13 protein-coding genes and 1 pseudogene are annotated in these 17,722 nt (G+C 60.2%); 3 read left to right on the plus strand and 11 right to left on the minus strand.

From position 1 onward, the window contains the following. Positions 1–181: 181 nt before the first annotated feature. The 5 genes from AC3I0A_RS25005 to AC3I0A_RS25025 form a co-directional block, all read right to left on the minus strand. Positions 182–3,199 carry a sarcosine oxidase subunit alpha gene (locus AC3I0A_RS25005; protein WP_489375191.1) on the minus strand — a complete coding sequence of 1,006 codons (3,018 nt, stop codon included), beginning with the start codon at positions 3,197–3,199 and terminating at the stop codon, positions 182–184. Then, positions 3,196–3,522 carry a sarcosine oxidase subunit delta gene (locus tag AC3I0A_RS25010; protein WP_489375192.1) on the minus strand — a complete coding sequence of 109 codons (327 nt, stop codon included), beginning with the start codon at positions 3,520–3,522 and terminating at the stop codon, positions 3,196–3,198. Before AC3I0A_RS25010 ends, AC3I0A_RS25005 begins: the two co-directional genes overlap by 4 nt. A gap of 14 nt (positions 3,523–3,536) precedes the next feature. Continuing rightward, entirely contained in the window at positions 3,537–4,787 is a 1,251-nt protein-coding gene (locus AC3I0A_RS25015; protein ID WP_489375193.1) for a sarcosine oxidase subunit beta, read from the minus strand. 23 nt (positions 4,788–4,810) lie between these two features. Then, positions 4,811–6,064: a serine hydroxymethyltransferase gene (glyA, locus tag AC3I0A_RS25020; RefSeq protein ID WP_489375194.1), complete on the minus strand. Its 1,254-nt coding sequence runs from the start codon at positions 6,062–6,064 to the stop codon at positions 4,811–4,813. Positions 6,065–6,380: 316 nt separating this feature from the next. Continuing rightward, positions 6,381–7,100 carry a TraX family protein gene (locus AC3I0A_RS25025; protein WP_489375195.1) on the minus strand — a complete coding sequence of 240 codons (720 nt, stop codon included), beginning with the start codon at positions 7,098–7,100 and terminating at the stop codon, positions 6,381–6,383. 102 nt (positions 7,101–7,202) lie between these two features. On the opposite strand from AC3I0A_RS25025, the gene AC3I0A_RS25030 reads away from it, so the two are divergent. Further along, the gene (locus AC3I0A_RS25030) at positions 7,203–8,243 is read left to right on the plus strand and encodes a threonine aldolase family protein (protein WP_489375196.1); all 1,041 of its coding nucleotides are present in this window, start codon (positions 7,203–7,205) and stop codon (positions 8,241–8,243) included. A 258-nt stretch (positions 8,244–8,501) separates the two neighbouring features. Continuing rightward, positions 8,502–9,035, plus strand: a complete 534-nt coding sequence (locus tag AC3I0A_RS25035; RefSeq protein WP_489375197.1) for an REP-associated tyrosine transposase — start codon at positions 8,502–8,504, stop codon at positions 9,033–9,035. Positions 9,036–9,162: 127 nt separating this feature from the next. Here AC3I0A_RS25035 and gbcB read toward each other — a convergent pair whose 3' ends face one another. Further along, positions 9,163–10,263 (minus strand): glycine-betaine demethylase subunit GbcB, encoded by a 1,101-nt coding sequence (gene gbcB / locus AC3I0A_RS25040; protein ID WP_489375198.1) that lies wholly within the window; start codon positions 10,261–10,263, stop codon positions 9,163–9,165. Positions 10,264–10,547: 284 nt separating this feature from the next. On the opposite strand from gbcB, the gene gbcA reads away from it, so the two are divergent. Beyond that, complete coding sequence (gene gbcA, locus AC3I0A_RS25045) at positions 10,548–11,840, plus strand: glycine-betaine demethylase subunit GbcA (RefSeq protein ID WP_489375199.1); 1,293 nt, start codon at positions 10,548–10,550, stop codon at positions 11,838–11,840. A 113-nt stretch (positions 11,841–11,953) separates the two neighbouring features. On the opposite strand, the pseudogene AC3I0A_RS25050 reads toward gbcA, so the two are convergent. From AC3I0A_RS25050 to dgcB, 5 genes and pseudogenes are all read right to left on the minus strand, one after another. After that, positions 11,954–12,097, minus strand: a pseudogene (locus AC3I0A_RS25050) (metallophosphoesterase); the annotation flags it as partial. An 882-nt stretch (positions 12,098–12,979) separates the two neighbouring features. After that, a complete protein-coding gene (locus tag AC3I0A_RS25055; RefSeq protein WP_489375200.1) occupies positions 12,980–13,546 on the minus strand; it encodes a GNAT family N-acetyltransferase in 567 nt (188 codons plus the stop codon). Between the two features lie 100 nt (positions 13,547–13,646). Then, positions 13,647–14,423 carry an electron transfer flavoprotein subunit beta gene (etfB, locus tag AC3I0A_RS25060; protein WP_007907548.1) on the minus strand — a complete coding sequence of 259 codons (777 nt, stop codon included), beginning with the start codon at positions 14,421–14,423 and terminating at the stop codon, positions 13,647–13,649. Positions 14,424–14,438: 15 nt separating this feature from the next. Then, positions 14,439–15,659, minus strand: a complete 1,221-nt coding sequence (gene etfA, locus AC3I0A_RS25065; RefSeq protein WP_489375201.1) for an electron transfer flavoprotein subunit alpha — start codon at positions 15,657–15,659, stop codon at positions 14,439–14,441. Next, on the minus strand, positions 15,659–17,608 hold the full coding sequence (dgcB, locus tag AC3I0A_RS25070; protein ID WP_489375202.1) for a dimethylglycine demethylation protein DgcB: 1,950 nt from the start codon (positions 17,606–17,608) through the stop codon (positions 15,659–15,661). Before dgcB ends, etfA begins: the two co-directional genes overlap by 1 nt. Positions 17,609–17,722 lie beyond the last annotated feature (114 nt).

A 17,722-nucleotide genomic window follows, 5' to 3' on the forward strand; every position in this document is an offset into this window, starting at 1 on the left:
CTGTTGTGCGGTTGATCTCAACCCTTGCGGTGACTGGACTGCCGTCTTCGCGGGCAAGCCCGCTCCCACATTGATTGATGCCTGACTCAAATTCCCTTGATGAACTTCGATCCTGTGGGAGCGGGCTTGCCCGCGAATGGGCCGACTCGGTGTCATTGCCCACCCACAAGACCTAAAGCCACTAGATGTTCTGGCGATCACCTTTCGGATCGAAGAACACCGAAGAAACGATTTCCGCTTCGATCACGCTGCCGTCGGCCAGCGGTGCGAACACGCGCTCACCGATACGCTTCAAGCCGCCCTTCACCACGCCCATGGCAAACGAATAGCCCAAGGAGTTGTGCAGGTAGCTGGAGGTGACGTGACCGACCATGGTCATCGGGATCGCTTGCTTGGTGTTGAACACCAGTTGCGCACCTTCAGGCAGCCATTTGGTCGGGTCGATCGGTTTCAGGCCCACCAACTGTTTGCGTTGATCACGCACGCAGTCTTCACGGTTCATGCCGCGCCAGCCGATCCACGAGAACGGTTTGGTCCGGCCAACGCACCAGCCCATGTTCAGGTCGTCCGGGGTCATCGAGCTGTCGGTGTCTTGACCGACGATGATGAAACCCTTCTCGGCCCGCAGGACGTGCATGGTTTCGGTGCCGTACGGAGTCAGGTTGTACTTTTTGCCGGCCTCGACGATTTTTTCCAGCACGCCCATGGCGTAGTCGGCCTGCACGTTGACTTCGTACGACAACTCACCAGTGAACGAGATACGGAACACTCGTGCCGGCACACCGCCGACCAGGCCTTCTTTCCAGGTCATGAACGGGAAGCCGTCCCGGTCCAGGTCGATGTCGGTGACTTCGCTGAGCAGCTTGCGGCTGTTCGGCCCGGACAGGGTCATGGTCGCCCAGTGGTCGGTGACCGAGGTGAAGTACACCTTGAGGTCTGGCCATTCGGTCTGCTGGTAGATTTCCAGCCATTGCAGCACGCGCGCAGCGCCGCCGGTGGTGGTGGTCATCACGAAGTGGTTGTCCGCCAGACAAGCCGTTACGCCGTCGTCGAAGACCATGCCGTCTTCTTTGCACATCAGGCCATAACGCGCCTTGCCCACATCGAGCTTGGTCCAGGCGTTGGTGTAGACGCGGTTGAGGAACTCACGCGCATCCGGGCCCTGGATATCGATCTTGCCCAGGGTCGAGGCATCGAGCAGGCCGACGCTGTCGCGCACGGCTTTGCATTCGCGTTTGACGGCGGCATGCAGGTCTTCACCGTTTTTCGGGAAGTACCAAGGACGCTTCCACTGGCCGACGTCTTCGAACTCGGCGCCGTTCTTCACGTGCCAGGCTTGCAAGGCGGTGTAACGCACCGGCTCGAAGATATGGCCACAGTGACGACCGGCTACTGCGCCGAAGGTTACCGGCGTGTAGTTCGGGCGGAACATGGTGGTGCCCATTTGCGGAATGGTCACGTTCAGTGAACGCGCCGCAATGGCCAGACCGTTGACGTTGCCCAGTTTGCCCTGGTCAGTACCAAAGCCCAGTGCGGTGTAGCGTTTGACGTGCTCGACCGACTCGAAGCCTTCGCGGGTCGCCAGTTCGATGGCGGCGGCGGTGACGTCGTTCTGCAGGTCGACGAATTGCTTCGGCGCCCGTGCGGTGGCTTTTTCGTGGGGCACCTGGAACAACGCCAGAGTCGGCTCTTCCTGACGGGTCAGGGCTTTTGGCAACACGCCCTGGACCGTTTTGAACCCGGCTTCGCTGGCAGCGCGCGCGCCGCCTTCAAAACCATCGGCCAAGGTGTCGCCGAGGCTGTACACGCCATTCACACCACCGACGCACACGCGTTTCTGCGGAGCTTCACCCGGTACGAAACCGAGGATGTCTTCACGCCAGATCGGCTTGCCGCCCAAGTGCGAAGCCAGGTGAACCACCGGGCTGTAGCCGCCGGAGCTGGCCACCAGATCGCAGTCCAGCCATTCGCCAGGGCTGGTCACCGTGTGAGCCTTGACATCGATGGCCGCGACGCGAGCCGCAGTCACATGTTTGCTGCCGCGAGCTTCGATCACTGCGCTGCCGGTCAGAATACGGATGCCTTTGGCCCGTGCTTCTTCAACCAGCGCACCGCGTGGATTGCTCCGTGCGTCGGCGATGGCCACCACTTGCAGGCTGGCGTCGAGCCAGTCCAGCGCCACGCGATAGGCGTGATCGTTGTTGGTGGAGAGCACGAGTTTCTTGCCCGGCGCTACGCCGTAACGACGCACATAAGTCGAGACTGCGCCGGCCAGCATGTTGCCCGGCACGTCGTTGTTGCCGTAGACCAGTGGACGCTCATGCGTGCCGGTGGCCAGCACCACACGCTTGGCGCGAACCCGGTGGATACGCTGACGCACTTGACCGATCGGTGCACGGTCGCCGAGGTGATCGGTGAGGCGCTCGTGAATGGTCAGGAAGTTATGGTCGTGGTAGCCATTGACCGTGGCGCGCGGCAACAGCAGCACGTCCGGCAGGGATTTCAGTTCAGCGATAACGCTGGCGATCCATTCGGTAGCAGGTTTGCCATCGAGGCTTTCGCGGGAGTCGAGCAGGCTGCCGCCGAACTCTTCCTGCTCGTCCGCCAGAATCACTCGGGCACCGCTGCGCGCAGCCGCCAGAGCAGCAGCCAGACCAGCAGGACCACCACCAACGATCAGCACGTCGCAGTGCTGGTTCATGTAGTCGTAGGTGTCCGGATCGTTTTCGGTCGGCGAGCGGCCAAGACCTGCGGCCTTACGAATGTACTTCTCGTAGGTCATCCAGAACGATTGCGGGTACATGAAGGTTTTGTAGTAGAAGCCCGGCGGCATCAGCTTGCCGCCGACCTTGCCGAGAATCCCCATCATGTCGTTGTTAACGCTTGGCCAGCCGTTGGTGCTGGTGGCGACCAGGCCCTGGTACAGCGCTTGTTGAGTAGCGCGTACGTTAGGGATTTGCGTGGCTTCGGTCGCGCCGATCTGCAGCACGGCGTTCGGCTCTTCGGCACCGGCGGCAAAGATGCCGCGTGGACGGGAGTATTTGAAGCTGCGACCGATGATGTCTACACCGTTGGCCAGCAAGGCTGCGGCCAGGGTGTCACCTTCAAAGCCTTTGTAGCTCTGGCCGTTGAAGGTGAAAGTCAGGACTTTGTTGCGGTCGATCCGTCCGCCGTTGGACAGGCGATTGATCTGGCTCATACCTTCTCTCCCAGACCAGCGGCGACTTTCGCCGTTTCTGTCTTGCCGGTGAATTGTGGCTTTTCACCGATCTTGTAGGTTTCGAGAATCTCGTAGGTCACGGTGTCACGGGTCGCGTTGAAGTATTGACGGCAACCGGCGACGTGATCCCACAGTTCGTGGTGCAACCCGCGTGGGTTGTCACGGAAGAACATGTAGTCACCCCACTGTTCGTCGGTGCAGGCGTTCGGGTCCAGTGGACGCGGGATGTGCGCCTGGCCGGATGCATGGAATTCCTCTTCGGAGCGCAGTTCGCCGCAGTGAGGACAGAAGATGTGCAACATAGGGATTTCTCCTGTTAGTGGGCGACAGCTGCAGCGCCGTGTTCGTCGATCAACGCACCGCTGTGGAAGCGGTCGATGGAGAATGGAGCGGCCAACGGGTGCATTTCACCCTTGGCAAGGCTTGCGGCAAACACGTTGCCCGAGCCAGGTGTCGCTTTGAAGCCACCGGTGCCCCAACCGCAGTTGAAGAACATGTTCGGGACCGGGGTTTTCGAGATGATCGGGCACGCATCCGGCGTGGTGTCGACGATGCCGCCCCACTGACGGTTCATGCGTACGCGGGACAACACCGGGAACATCTCGACGATGGCCTGAACGGTGTGCTCGATCACCGGGTACGAACCACGCTGGCCGTAGCCGTTGTAACCGTCGATACCGGCGCCGATCACCAGGTCGCCCTTGTCGGACTGGCTGATGTAACCGTGAACGGCGTTGGACATGATCACGCTGTCGATAATCGGCTTGATCGGCTCGGACACCAGCGCTTGCAGCGGGTGGGATTCGATCGGCAGACGGAAACCGGCGAGTTTGGCCATGTGCCCGGAGTTACCGGCAGTGACCACACCGACGCGCTTGGCGCCGATAAAGCCCTTGTTGGTTTCCACACCGATGCACACGCCGTTTTCCTTGCGGAAACCGATCACTTCGGTCTGTTGAATCAGGTCCACGCCCAAGGCGTCGGCGGCACGGGCAAAGCCCCAGGCCACGGCATCGTGCCGCGCCACGCCGCCGCGACGCTGAACGGTCGCGCCGATGATTGGGTAACGGGTGTTCTTCGAGCAATCCAGGTACGGAATCTCGTCCTCCACCTGCTTGGCGTTGAGCAGTTCGCCATCGACGCCATTGAGGCGGTTGGCGCTGACCCGACGCTCGGAATCACGAATGTCCTGCAGGGTGTGGCACAGGTTGTAGACACCACGCTGAGAGAACATCACGTTGTAGTTCAGGTCCTGGGACAGGCCTTCCCACAGTTTCATCGCGTGTTCGTACAGGTGCGCCGACTCGTCCCACAGGTAGTTGGAGCGAACGATGGTGGTGTTGCGCGCGGTGTTACCGCCGCCCAGCCAGCCTTTTTCGACCACGGCCACGTTGGTGATGCCGTGTTCCTTGGCCAGGTAGTAGGCGGTCGCCAGACCATGCCCGCCACCGCCGACGATGACCACGTCATAGACCTTTTTCGGGGTCGGCGTGCGCCACATCTTCTGCCAGTTTTCATGGTGGCTGAGGGAGTGCTTGAAGAGGCCGAAGCCCGAGTAGCGTTGCATAGTCATTTACTCCAAAACTGCTCTCAGCGGTAAACCGGGAAGTCCGCGCACAGGGCTGCCACATTCTTCGCCACATCGGCCTCGACATCGGCATCGCCGAGGTTGTCGAGAATGTCGCAGATCCAGCCGGCCAGCTCGACGCACTGAGTGACCTTGAAGCCGCGAGTGGTGACCGCCGGGGTGCCGATACGCAGGCCCGAGGTGACGAACGGCGACTGTGGATCGTTCGGTACGGCGTTCTTGTTCACGGTGATGTGCGCGCGACCCAAAGCGGCGTCGGCTTCCTTACCGGTGAGCCCCTGACGGATCAGGCTGACCAGGAACAGGTGGTTGTCGGTGCCACCGGACACTACATCGTAGCCGCGTTTGATAAATACGCTGGCCATGGCTTGAGCGTTGTCGATCACTTGCTGCTGATAAACCTTGAAGCCAGGCTCCAGCGCTTCCTTGAAGCACACCGCTTTAGCAGCGATCACGTGCATCAGCGGGCCGCCCTGACCACCAGGGAATACGGCAGCGTTGAATTTCTTTTCCAGCTCTTCGTTAGCCTTGGCCAGGATCAGGCCACCACGTGGACCACGCAGGGTTTTGTGAGTGGTGGTGGTGACCACGTCGGCGTACGGCAGCGGGTTCGGGTACAGACCGGCGGCAACCAGACCGGCAACGTGGGCCATGTCGACGAACAGGTAAGCGCCAACTTTGTCCGCGATCTGACGGAAACGTGGGAAATCCAGGGTTTTCGAGTAGGCCGAGAACCCGGCGATGATCATTTTTGGCTTGTGCTCGACCGCCATGCGCTCGACTTCGTCGTAATCGATCAGGCCGGTAACGGTGTCGATGCCGTACTGCACAGCGTTATAGAGCTTGCCGGAGAAGCTGACCTTGGCGCCGTGGGTCAGGTGACCGCCGTGGGCCAGGCTCATGCCCAGTACGGTGTCGCCGGCCTGCAACAGGGCGAGGAATACCGCCGCGTTGGCCTGGCTGCCGGAGTGCGGCTGAACGTTGGCGTAGTCGGCACCGAACAGCTGCTTGGCGCGCTCGATGGCCAGGGCTTCGACCTTGTCGACGTGCTCGCAACCGCCGTAGTAGCGCTTGCCCGGATAGCCTTCAGCGTATTTGTTGGTCAGGCCGCTGCCTTGCGCTTCCATGACGCGCTTGCTGGTGTAGTTCTCCGACGCGATCAGCTCGATGTGATCTTCCTGACGCAGCTCCTCGGCATTCATCGCCGCCAGCAGTGCATCGTCATAACCCTGGATTTGGTCTTGCTTGCTGAACATCGCGTCTCTCCCAGCGGCGGCGGTGCGCCTTTCGTCTCGGTAAGGCACTGGCGTTTAGGCAGTGCCCTTTGGATGCGATGGTATGGCCGGCGCAGACAGGTCAAATGCCTATGGACGCCACGCAAAGGTGCGTTTACGACATGCGCCGAAAAGGCTGGCCGAGCGAATATCCCCTGTGGCGAGGGAGCTTGCTCCCGCTCGGCTGCGCAGCAGTCGTAAAACCAGCAAATTCGATCTAACTGACGAACCGCGTACGCTGAGTTTGGGTCTGCTGCGCAGCCCAGCGGGAGCAAGCTCCCTCGCCACAGGGACAGTGTCAGGCGATGAGTTGGCGTAAGGCCAGTAGCGCGAGGAAATGCGCGGGATAGAGCACGTAAGCCCAGCGGCGCATCGGCAGCGGTTTGATTTGCTTCGAGTGGCGCAACAGAAGCATCCCGATCAGCGGCGCGATCAGACAAGTGGCGATGCCGAGGATGGAGACACTGTTGCCGTAGGCGGCGCCGGGAAACAGCACTTGCAACTGATTGGCCGCCAGGCAGACCAGGCCCGGCAACAGGCTGAAATACCAGGGACGCCTGATGACCAGCAACATCGCCAGTGGCAACAGCACGCCGAAGAAGCCGAACATCAGTCGCTGCGGGAACAGTGCCGCCAGCAACAAGGCAACCGCCGCCAGCAGTCGCGACTGAAGCGTCTGGTGCTGCCAGCCACACGCCACCAACAGACCAAGGGCCAACGTGGGCAACACGTTCAATGTGTCGGGATCAGGAATGAACATTCGGTAGGGAATTTCGCTCAGAGCGCTAAACAGCAATAACCAACCGAGGTAACGCCACTGTCCGCTTTTCGTCGATGGCGTGCCGGATCGCGCAAGATTCACCGCCATCGCCAGACAGAACCAAGGAAACGCCAGCCTGCCCGGCACATACAGCAGATCGATGGAGTAACCGACATATCGCAGGTGATCAACCACCATGCTCAACAGTGCCAGCCACTTGAGCAGATCCAGCGCACCGTCCCTCTGAGTCATGTGCATAATTGCCCAGGGACTTTGTATTTTTCTGACAGACACATCACCTGTGCTCCCCGGACAATCCTGAGTAAAGTGTGCACCATCATTGACCACGGAAAGCAGGCCATGAACAACAAGAGCCAACAATTCGCCAGCGACAACTATTCCGGTATCTGCCCTGAAGCCTGGGCCGCCATGGAGCAGGCCAACCACGGCCACGAACGCGCCTATGGCGACGACCAGTGGACCGCCCGCGCTTCCGACGATTTCCGCAAATTGTTCGAAACCGACTGTGAAATATTCTTTGCCTTCAACGGCACCGCGGCCAACTCGCTGGCCCTGTCGTCGCTGTGCCAGAGTTACCACAGCGTAATCTGCTCGGAAACCGCCCACGTCGAAACCGACGAATGCGGCGCGCCGGAGTTCTTCTCCAACGGTTCCAAGCTGCTCATCGCCCGTACCGAAAACGGCAAGCTGACCCCGGCATCGATCCGCGAAATCGCCCTCAAGCGCCAGGACATCCACTACCCGAAACCGCGCGTAGTGACCCTGACCCAGGCCACCGAAGTCGGCAGCGTCTACACCCCGGAAGAAATCCGCGCCATCAGCATCACCTGCAAGGAACTGGGCCTGAACCTGCACATGGACGGCGCAAGGTTTTCCAACGCCTGCGCATACCTGGGCTGCTCACCCGCGGACCTGACCTGGAAAGCCGGCGTTGACGTACTGTGCTTCGGCGGCACGAAAAACGGCATGGCGGTGGGTGAAGCGATTCTGTTCTTCAACAGCAAACTGGCCGAAGACTTCGACTACCGCTGTAAACAGGCCGGGCAACTGGCGTCCAAGATGCGCTTCCTCTCGGCCCCATGGGTCGGCTTGCTGGAAAACGACGCCTGGCTCAAATACGCCCGCCACGCCAACCACTGCGCGCAATTGCTGGCGGAACTGGTGAACGATATTCCTGGCGTGGAATTGATGTTCCCGGTGCAGGCCAACGGCGTGTTCCTGCAACTCTCTGAACCGGCTATTGCTGCGCTGACGGCCAAGGGCTGGCGCTTCTACACCTTCATCGGCAACGGCGGCGCACGCTTCATGTGCTCGTGGGATACAGAAGAAGAACGCGTGCGGGAATTGGCGGCGGATATTCGAGAAGTCATGTCCCGCTAACCCCCCTTCACCATGATCGTTCCCACGCTCCGCGTGGGAATGCCTCACGGGACGCTCCGCGTTCCTGCTTCACCGCCTACGTAGAGCCGAACACCGTTGTGACGCAGAGCGTCACGGGCTGCATTCCCACGCAGAGCGTAGGAACGATCTATAGAGCCGCGTCGCAATTGCCGACTTACTCCGCTGCGCTGTCCTCTAGCATCACCACACAACCCCGTTCACCCTGATCATTCCCCCGCGCAGCAAAGGAATGCACTCATGGGCCGAAGCCGCTACACCATCACTGAACCCGACAAACCCCATTTCCTCACATGCACCCTCATGGAATGGCTTCCGCTGTTCATCCGCCCCTACATTGTCGATCACCTGCTCAATTGCTGGCGCTATCAACAAACCCATAGGGACTTGCAGCTGTATGGTTACGTGATCCTGGAAAACCATCTCCACTTTATTGCCCAAGCCCCAGACCTGAGCAAATGCCTTAGCCAGTTCAAATCCTTCACCGCCCGACAAATCATCGACGACCTGCAAAGCAAGGGTGCAGAACGCGCATTGCAGCGCCTGCGTTTCAGTAAGCGTGCCCATAAGCAGGATCGGGTTTATCAGCTGTGGCAGGAAGGTTCACATGCGGAAATGGTGTACAGCGAAAAGGTGATGCGCCAAAAGCTGGATTACATTCATCACAATCCGGTGAAGCGTGGGTATGTTGATCTCGCGGAACACTGGCGGTATTCCAGCGCTCGCAACTACGCGGGGATGGAGGGATTGATCGAAATTCAGCGGTGGTTCTAGGACAGCGATCGTTCCCACGCTCCGCGTGGGAATGCCGCCATGGACGCTCTGCGTCCGCTTCGGATGTGACGCAGAGCGTCACGGGATGCATTCCCACGCGGAGCGTGGGAACGATCATCTGTGTGGTTTAGAACTCGATACGCACATCCCCCTTCGGCACGCTGCAGCACGACAGGATGTACCCCTCCGCTTCGTCTTCTTCGGTGATGCCGCCGTTGTGGTCCATTTCGACCTCCCCGCCCAGTTTCATCACTTTGCAGGTGCCGCAGATGCCCATGCCGCAGGCTTTGGGGATCAGCAGGCCAAGCTTGGCGGCGGCGGCGTGGACGGTTTCGCCCGGTGCGACGCGAATGCTTTTGCCGGAGGCGGTGAATTCCACCTGGTGCTGGTCGGCAGCATCGATTTGCGGAGCGTCGGCCGCTTGTTCGGCGTGTTCCACAGCGTCGGCGCGCGCTTCCGGTGGGGTCGCACCGAAGGATTCTTCGTGGTAACGCGACATGTCGAAGCCAGTGGCTTCCAGCATGCGCTTGACCGCGTTCATATACGGCGTCGGGCCGCAGCAGAACACTTCGCGCTCAAGGAAGTCCGGCGCCATCAACTCAAGCATTTTGTGGTTCAGGTAACCGCGATAACCGGCCCACGGCTCACCCATACCATGCTTCTCGCAGATCAGGTGCAGGCTGAAGTTCTCGATCCGCGATGCCATGTGTTCCAGCTCGCGGTGATAGATGATGTCTTTTGGCGAACGGGCGCTGTGGATAAACACCATGTCGACATTGCCGTTGGTGTCGTAGAACCAACGGGCCATGGACATCACCGGAGTGATCCCGACACCGCCGCTGAGGTAGAGCACTTTCGGCGCGGTGAAGTCCATGGCGTTGAACAGCCCGACCGGGCCATGCACAGCCAGTTCCTGGCCTTCATGCAGGGTGTCGTGCAGCCAGTTGGACACCTTGCCGCCCGGCACGCGCTTGATGGTCACCGAAAAGCTGTACGGCACCGAAGGCGAGCTGGAAATGGTGTAGGAGCGCATGATCGGCACGCCTTCGATTTCCAGCTCCAGGGTGACAAACTGCCCGGGCTTGAAAAAGAACAGGATCGGCTGATCGGCCATGAAACAGAAGGTGCGCACATCCCAGGTTTCCTGGATGACTTTGACGCAACGGACGATGTGCCGACCATTGGCCCAGGTCTGGGTTGTTACCGGGTTCAGGAAGCTGTTGGACATGCGGGTCTCCACGGCCGACTGTCGGCCTCATGTTGTCAATTCTGCGTAAGGCGCAGTGCGACCACTTACCTATCTACGACATTCACATACTTATCGCGACCAGCCCCCAACCACCGGGGGTTGCGCGTCGGGAACAGATTGGGCCATGTCGCCCATGGATAAGATTCCCGATGCGCGCGACCGCACACTCGCTTCAACAGATAACAGCTAATTTATTAGCCTTGCGTAGCACCCTGATTAGCCACTTTCGCCGGCCACACAGAATGGCCATGAGGACTTAAACGATGGACGTCACCGCAACCCTGAGCTTGGGCGATCCGCTGGAACCCGCACGCAAGGCCACCGCAGAAATGCTGCAAACCCGCGAGCGGACTTTTTCTTTGCCGCAGCCGTTTTACTCTGATGAGCGGCTGTTCGATATCGATATGCAGGAAATCTTCCAGAAAGAGTGGTTGATCGCCGGCATGACCTGCGAAATCCCGACCAAGGGCAATTTCCTGACCCTGCAGATCGGCAAGAACCCGATCATTGTCATTCGTGGCGCCGAAGGTCAGGTCCATGCCTTCCACAACGTCTGCCGCCACCGCGGTTCACGGCTGTGCACCAGCGAGAAAGGCAAGGTCGCCAAGCTGGTTTGCCACTATCACCAGTGGACCTACGAGCTGGACGGTCGCCTGTTGTTCGCCGGCACCGAGATGGGCGCCGACTTCGACATGAAGCAATACGGCCTCAAACCGGTGAATGTGAAGACTGCCGGCGGTTACATCTTTATCAGCCTGGCGGAGAATCCACCGGCCATCGATGACTTCCTGTCGACACTGAACCATTACATGGAACCGTACGACATGGAGAACACCAAGGTGGCGATTCAGACCACCTTGTTCGAAAAAGCCAACTGGAAGCTGGTGCTGGAAAACAACCGCGAGTGCTACCACTGCAACGCGGCGCACCCGGAACTGTTGAAAACCTTGCTGGAATGGGACGACGTCACCGACCCGCGCGCCGATCAGGCGTTCAAGGACCACGTGGCGGCCTCCGCTGCCGCCTGGGAAGCCGAGAAAATTCCTTACGCTCACGCCAGCTTCGGCCTGCGTAACCGTATCGTGCGTATGCCGCTGCTCAAGGGCACCGTGTCGATGACTATCGACGGCAAACAGGGCTGCAAAAAACTCATGGGCCGGATCCAGAACCCGGACCTGGGTTCGATGCGTATCCTGCACCTGCCGCACTCGTGGAACCACTGCATGGGCGATCACATCATCGTCTTCACCGTGTGGCCGATCAGTGCCCAGGAAACCATGGTCACCACCAAGTGGATCGTCCACAAGGACGCGGTCGAAGGCGTGGATTACGACGTCGAGCGCATGCGCCAGGTCTGGGATGCGACCAACGACCAGGACCGTCGTCTGGCCGAAGAAAACCAGCGCGGGATCAACTCCACCGCGTATCAGCCTGGCCCGTACTCCAAGACCTATGAGTTTGGTGTGGTGAACTTTGTGGACTGGTACAGCGAGCGTCTGCTGAACAACCTGGGCGCCGAAGCTCCAGCCTACCTCAAGGGCGTCGCGGCGCAATAAAAGCATCGCGAGCAAGCTCGCTCCCACATTGGATCGGTGGCGTACACAAAATCTGTGAACGACTCGGTCAACTGTGCGAGCTTGCTCGCGATAGCGGTCTTACATTCACCTGATCAACTTGAAGACCACCGCACCGACCCATCCTCCCCAATAAATTCCTCGACGATGTTCTCCCCCACCAGCCGCACCTTCACATAACCGTTCAACACCCGATCCGGGTACGCCTCATCCCGCGCATTTTGCGTTTCCGACCACAGCGGGACAGGCGCGACGCCGCGATCCCACCGCGACGGTGAATCCGTTTACGCAGCAAGGTGACGGGTGTCGGAACACAGGTCATGCAGGGGCTTGGGTGCGAGCGATACGGCTGGCTATCCATCACACGTTCTCCCTGAACCAGATGTGGATAAGTGACGGCTATCCTTGTGCCATGAGGGTGAAGACAGGCGACAGATTGAAGTCAAGGAAGTGCCTTAGAACTGTATGAAATCTGACCTATCGCGTTGCGGCCTATACGGACCGTGGCTTGCAGGGTTTAGCGAACAAGTTATCCACACCTCCACCCACAGCAAATGGGGACAACTGTGGATGACGGGCCCATTTTATTCACAAAACCCGAAGAAAAACCGTGACTTATCCAGAAGCAGGGTTTTAACCAGGCATTGTCTGTTTTTTAACCAGAAGCTTGCAGGCCACGTTTTACATGGCGTACAAGGGATGACGAACACCTTATCCACAGAAGCACCAACAGACTTTGGGGGCAACTTTGCAGGTTCTGTGGAAAACCGCTGAAAGCCGCGAGAATTCGGGCTTTTGCGGGAGGATTAGTGGGGGAAAAGGCCCAATTGAACATTATTTGACCAACTCACTAAAAGCCACGTTTTATATGGCTTGTAGCGGACAGCGAACATCTTATCCACAGAAGCGCCAACAGAGATTGGGGGCAAGTATTGGTCTGTGAGCGAAGTTATTCTGTGGAAAAAGCCCGAAAAAACCGTGGGTTAGACTGGTCGTTTTTTGTACGAAGGGCTGGAAGGCTTGATTGGCGGGAGGTGTAGCGAGGGGCGAACATGTTATCCACAGAAGAGCTAACAGGGATTGTGGGTAACCCAATGCTCACCCCAATGACGGGGATCGCCCTAAGGCCGATGCATGAGATAGGCGTCACCCGTCACCCGAATCATCGGATGAGGAACGACCTGGCAGGTTTTGACGATGCCAAAACCGTGGCGCTCATAAAAACGCCGGGCCCCGGTATTCGCTGCATAGTCGATCAGGCTCAGGCCTTCGAGCTCCAGTTGATCGGCGCGCTGTTGAGCGCGCTCGAGAAAGCGCACACCCAGCCCCTTGTTTCGCCAACCTTCATGAAGGGCCAGGCTCGAAATATAGAGGGTATCGGGGACTTCCATGTCGGCATAAGGCGCCAGGACCGGGTCGGTCACGGGAGCCGCCAACGGATCGTGACGCATCACATAGCTGTGCATCATGCCGATGACCCGTCCCTGTGCCTGCGCGACAAGGCAGTTCTGATAGGAAAAATCGACATCTTCACGGGCGTAACGAGTGGCGCCCACCTCCAGAAGATCCTGCCCAGGCGCCGCCAGCTGGCTCCAAATATAATCTGAAGCCCCCTCTGACGAAATCTGGAACAAACGAGCAATCTCGCGCGTATCCGTGCGCAAAGCCGGACGGAATTCAACTTCCATTGATGTGACTCCACAGAACATTAAGCGACCTTTTTAGCGCGCAGGTTGATGCGTAACAACCGGCCAGGCAGACGGTTTTATGACCGATTGTTGCAGTCGCTTAACCCTGGCGGACCACGCCTTCTTCAATCAGCAACTTGAGAATGGCTTCGGCACCCGCCTGCGCACTCACGCCCTTGAGCACCTGTCCACCGCCGCCGCTGGCCTTGGCCGTCGCGGCTTTCATGCGATCGGCACCGCTCTTGGCCTTGATCACTTTCAAGCGTTTGGGTCGTGGCTTGGCCGGTTGCAATGTCGCCACCGCCAGCAGTTCATCGTCGATGACTTCGACTTCATCCGCCTGCAACACCCCGCGCCGCGCCGGGCCATAGGCGCTCTGCCGAGGCTTGGGCGCTGCGTTATCCACAGTCGCCAGAAACGGCAGGCGCACTTTCAAGCGACGACGCTGCCCGCGAGGCAAGGCCTGCAGCACCAGTGCCGAACCGCCATCGATGGATTCGACCTGAGCCAGCCCCACTACCAGCGGCCAGCCAAGGCTTTCCGCCAGCAGGAACGGCAACATGCCCGAGCCTTCACCGGTTTCCGCCTGGCTGCCGGTCAGCACGACCTGCGCCCCGGCGTCACGCAAATAAGCGGTCAATGCCGGCAGCGCATCCGCGCCGACCGGTTGCTCCAGCACATGCAACTGTTCCAGGCCCATGCCCAGATAGGCCCGCAGCGCGGGTTCGGCGACGTCGCCGGCATGCAGCACTTGCAGGTTATCCCCAGCCAGTTGCAAACCCAGTTCAACCGCCCGTGCATCCTGTTCGGCGCGGCGTGGCCGGCCGGAGGTCGGGTGGGCGCCGATGGACACCAGGCTGATGATTTTCGTGCTCATAACCCTTTCCTTCCCTTAAGCCGCATCGCGCTTGGCTTCGTTGCGGTAAGCCTCTACCGCCGCGATCAAGGCTTGAAGAATCTCGGCACTTTCGCCGATCACCGACAGGTCGGCCCGTTTGATCATGTCGCAACCCGGATCGAGGTTGATTGCCACCACCTTGTCGCAGGCACCGATGCCTTGCAGGTGCTGGATCGCCCCGGAAATGCCCACCGCCACGTAAACCCTGGCGGTGACCCAGGTGCCGGACGCACCGACCTGACGGTCGCGCGCCATGAAACCATCGTCCACTGCCACTCGCGATGCGCCTTCGGTCGCGCCCAAGGCCTCGGCCGTCCTGTGGAAAAGTTCCCAGTCCTTGACCCCGTTGCCGCCAGAGAAGATGAACTCGGCTTCGGCCATCGGAATCGCCGCCGGGTCCACCGCCACCGCGCCCAGATCTTCGATCCGCGACAGGCTGCGTGCGACGGTTGTGGATAACTCCACCGGCAAGGCCTCGTGACGGGTTTCGCTGACCGGTTCGGCGCATTCGACGGCGGCCAGAATCAAGCGAGCCACTGGTCGTGCGAGATCCTGCAAACCAGCACCGGCGCGGCCAATGCATTCCTGATCCTTGACCTGCCAGACTCGAGTGGCCGGGCGTTCGCCCAAGGCAGCAGCAAAACGTCGACCCAGTTCGCCACCACCACTGCGGCTGTCCGGCAGCAACCAGTGACGGGGGCTGAACTGGTTATCCACAGCCCGCAGGCCCTGGACCCGTTGTTCCGGTGCATAACCGCTGAATTCATCGCCCTCAAGTACCAGCAAGCGGTCAACGCCAGCCGTGGCGAAGGTGTTTTCCTTGTGCTCACCGAAGACCACGGCCAGCACTGCACCGTCGTTGCCGGCCAATTGATGGGCCAGGCCAAGCAAGTCACGGTCGTGGCTGCTCAAACGGCCGCCGACCATATCCGGTACCACGCTGATGTAGAACGCAGGTGCAGCCACTTGATGCAGCGGCAATTGCACTTCAACTGCGGCTGAGCGTTTGGTCGCCCCGCCCTGCTGAGCGCCGCTGCGGTCAATCCGTTTGATCCCGTTGGGGCCGATGAAACCGATGCCGTGAGGATTCTTGCGAATGATGCCGTTCGGCCCCATCCAGCTATGTTCAACCGGCTGCATGGCCGCGTGCAGCGGGTGCAGACGGTTGCGGGCGATCCATTCAGCGCGAGGGTCGCGGCGGATAATGTCGCTCATCAATGCACCTCCGCAGGTTCACGTTTGGCCGGTGCCGATGGCTTTCCCGGCGTTGCGTCTTCGAGCAACGCATCGGCTACCAGTTCGGCAATGTCCTTGATCAACGGCCGTGGTTCGACCACGCCCTCAAGCATTGCGGTGCACTGTGGACAACCCACGGCCACCAACTCTGCGCCGGTTTCGCGGATGTCTTCCATGCGCATGTCGGGGATCCGTTGCTTGCCGGGAATGTCGGTGATCGGCGCACCGCCGCCACCGCCGCAGCAGCGCGAGCGGAAACCGGAGCGTTGCATTTCCTTGATCTCGATGCCCAACGCCCGCAGCACTTCACGCGGCGCCTCGTACTCGCCGTTGTAGCGGCCGAGGTAGCACGGGTCGTGATAGGTCACGCTGCTGCCTTTGTGCTGGCCGAGGTTCAGTGCGCCTTCGCCAATGATCTCTGCCATGTAGGTGCTGTGGTGCTGCACGAGGTAGTTGCCGTCGAAGGCGCCGTACTCGTTTTTCAGCACGTGGAAGCTGTGCGGGTCGCAGGTGACGATGCGGTTGAAGCTGTATTTGGCCAAGGTCTGGATGTTGCGTTTGGCCAACAGCTGGAAGGTCGCCTCATCGCCCAGACGCCGGGCCACGTCGCCGCTGTCGCGCTCTTCGAGGCCGAGCACTGCGAAGTCGACCTTGGCCGCTTTCAGCACTTTGACGAAGGCGCGCAGGGTGCGCTGGTTGCGCATGTCGAACGCACCATCGCCGACCCAGAACAGCACGTCGGTGGATTTTTTCTCGCTGAGCAGGCTGAGGTTCAAATCTGCCGCCCAGTTCATCCGTCCGCCTGGAGCGAAGCCGCCAGGGTTATCGGTAGCGATCAGGTTTTCCAGAACTTCGGCGCCCTTGTTCGGGGTCGCGCCTTTTTCCAGGGTCAGATGGCGGCGCATGTCGACGATGGCGTCGACGTGCTCGATCATCATCGGGCACTCCTCGACGCAAGCGCGGCAAGTGGTGCAGGACCACAGGGTCTCAGCGTCCACCAGACCGTTGACGATCGGCTGATGCGGGTTGCCACCGTGTTCGCCAATTGCTTTGCCCGGATACGGGCTGCCGGCGAATTTGGCATCGGTGCCGCCAGCGAGGCCGACGACCATGTCCTGAATCAGTTTTTTCGGGTTCAGCGGCTGGCCAGCAGCGAACGCCGGGCACGCGGCTTCGCATTTACCGCACTGCACGCAGGCGTCGAAGCCAAGCAGTTGGTTCCAGGTGAAATCCTTGGGTTTTTCCACGCCCAGCGGCGCGTTCGGGTCATTCAGGTCCAGCGGCTTCAAACCGGTCGAACGACCGCCGCCAAAACGCTCGGCGCGACGGTGCCAGGCCAGGTGCAGGGCACCGGCGAAGGCGTGTTTCATCGGCCCGCCCCAGGTCATGCCCAGGAACATTTCCGACACGCCCCACAACACGCCCAGACCGAGCACGCCGGCCAGCAGCCAGCCGCCGAAGTCCGCAGGGAGAATCCCGGCCACCGGCAAGGTCACCAGGAAGAAGCTGACGGAAAACGCCATCAGGCTTTTCGGCAGACGCATCCACGGGCCTTTCGACAGCCGTGCTGGCGGGTTGCGCCGACGCAGGGCCACGAAGATCGCGCCGACGAACATCAGCACCGAGGCGAACAGCAAGGCGTAGCCGAGGATGCGGTTATGCAGGCCAAAACCGTGGACCAGAATCGCCAGCACGGCAGCCAGCACGAAGCCGCCGGCCGTGGCGACGTGGGTGTTGGCAATGTATTTGTCCCGCGCTACGACATGGTGCAGATCGACCATATAACGCTTGGGTATGGCAAACAGGCCGCCGATCAGGTCGACTTTCGAAGCCCGGCCCTGGCGCCACATAGCCACCCGCCGCAAGGCGCCGAGGACAGCAAGGCCCAGGGCGGCGAACAACAGGATTGGAAGAAGGGTGTTCAACATGTGGAGCTCCCAAAGACCTCGGGGGTCTTGCAGGCGGAAATACCAAGTTGCCTTGCCTGATGACCTGTGGGAGCGAGCTTGCTCGCGAAGAACGATGACGCGGTCAGTCAGTCA

This window comes from Pseudomonas sp. KH_024_B2, from assembly GCF_057839965.1.